The organism is Desulfovibrio sp. OH1186_COT-070 (genome assembly GCF_003860215.1).
GTDB lineage: Bacteria > Desulfobacterota > Desulfovibrionia > Desulfovibrionales > Desulfovibrionaceae > Desulfovibrio.
Window position 1 is genome coordinate 1 of record NZ_RQYH01000074.1, and the last position, 1,895, is coordinate 1,895.

Genomic DNA, 1,895 nt, shown 5'->3' on the forward strand with positions numbered 1-1,895 from the left:
GTTATAATTTAATTGCACTTAACAATAACTTTCAAAAACCCCAAGAAAGGACTAGCTTTATGAATAATTATAATGAAAAAATAGAAAAAAAACAAACCATTTTAAGTAAATGTACTGATAAAAAATTAAAAAATCCTAAGTTTAGTGATTATATTAAACCATTTGTAAGCAATACTAGTATTGAAAGAATAAATGACTGTGGGAGTTTTTTAATGTTTTTAGGAGATATGGAATTGGAAAATATAAAATTACATAAGAGTAACTTTTGTGGTAACAGATTTTGTCCAATGTGTAGCTGGAGAACTGCTTTGAAGGATAGTTTAGAAATAAGTATCCTTATGGAGCATTTGAGAAAGGAAGAGAATAAAGAATTTATTTTTTTGACTTTAACAACTCCAAACGTAACTAAAGAAGAACTGGAACCATCAATAAGAGAATACAACCGAGCATTTAAAAAACTTATGGAAAGAAAAGAAATAAAAACGATAGCCAAAGGCTACACGAGAAAATTAGAAGTAACATATCAAAGCCAACAATTTATAACCAAAGAGCTATGGAAAAGAAAAAAATCCTACTATGTTGGAAAAGGATTAAAAATAGGTGATGAAGAACCGAACTTTAACACATACAATCCACATTTTCACGTAGTTATAGCGGTTAATAAAAGTTATTTTAAAAAAAGTAATTTATATATAACCCAAGAAAGATGGCTTGAGTTATGGCGTTCTGCAATGGGTGATGATAGAATCACTCAAGTTGATGTAAGAAAAGCTAAAGCCAATGATTACAAGGAAATATATGAGATAGCAAAATATTCAGCTAAAGATTCAGATTATTTAATTAATAGAGATGTATTTAAAACCTTTTATACTGCTCTTAAAGGAAAACAATTAATTGTATACGGTGGATTATTTAAAGACGCTCACAAAATGTATCAGAACGGCGAATTAGATGTCTACAAAGAAATAGACGAGATAGAATATACTTACATGCTATATTATAACTGGCATAAGAATAACTATGAAAATTCTAGGATTAGAGATTTAACTGAAGAAGAGAAAAATAAAATAAATAAGCAACTTATAAATGATTTAGATTTAGAATAATAATTGCGTAAGTGTCAAGAGAAGGAATGAAATGGCTCTTGACACTTTTTTAATATCCCAATGCTTATGACATAAGGAACTTTATTTATAATTTTCATTTATTAAAAAAATATAGATAGTCAAAGATCTGCGTAACAAACTAATAAAGTTCCTTGTACTTCTGCAAAAGCAAAGAATAGATATTAAGATATTAAGAAATCAAGAAACTTAGTTTCTTATTAACTTTACAGATATATTTAGGGTATGGCTTACGCTATGCTATGCAAGTTTGGGGAGGTTGGGGACCCCAGTTTTGCGTGGCGTGGCGTTAGCCATGCCCCTTTATTTATCTGTAGGACTTAATAAGCAGAAAAATTAAATGACTATTACGAAATCTAGTAAATAAGCCATTCTTAAAAAATATATAAAATATCCCTTTAAAATCATGTCTACATAGTGTTTACCATACGTCAACAAATAAAAATAACCCTCCAATTACAATAGAGGGTCTAAGTGTGTATAGTATGCAAAATAATTCTTTAAAAAATTTAAGTTAAATATCAAAAATTTCAATAGATTTTTTGCTAAAAAAATCGAGTTTTTTCTTTACTTGATACTATACGTAACTATTTCGATTTATATTAATTATCATCAAACCATTGAAAACACTTGATTACAAATAAAAAAAGCTTGCCTTTTTAGGTGGAAAAAAGTTATAATTTAATTGCACTTAACAATAACTTTCAAAAACCCCAAGAAAGGACTAGCTTTATGAATAATTATAATGAAAAAATAGAAAAAAAACAAACC

The 1,895-nt window shown here is 27.7% G+C and carries 1 protein-coding gene; it reads left to right on the forward strand.

Annotated elements, in window-relative coordinates; translation table 11 throughout:
* The first annotated feature begins 59 nt into the window (after positions 1-59).
* Entirely contained in the window at positions 60-1,106 is a 1,047-nt protein-coding gene (locus EII23_RS11785) for a protein rep (RefSeq protein ID WP_003452201.1), read from the forward strand.
* Positions 1,107-1,895 lie beyond the last annotated feature (789 nt).

Excerpts from the sequence above, each read along its gene's own strand:
- EII23_RS11785 (WP_003452201.1), top strand. The coding sequence starts at position 60 with ATGAATAATTATAATGAAAAAATAGAAAAAAAACAAACCATTTTAAGT.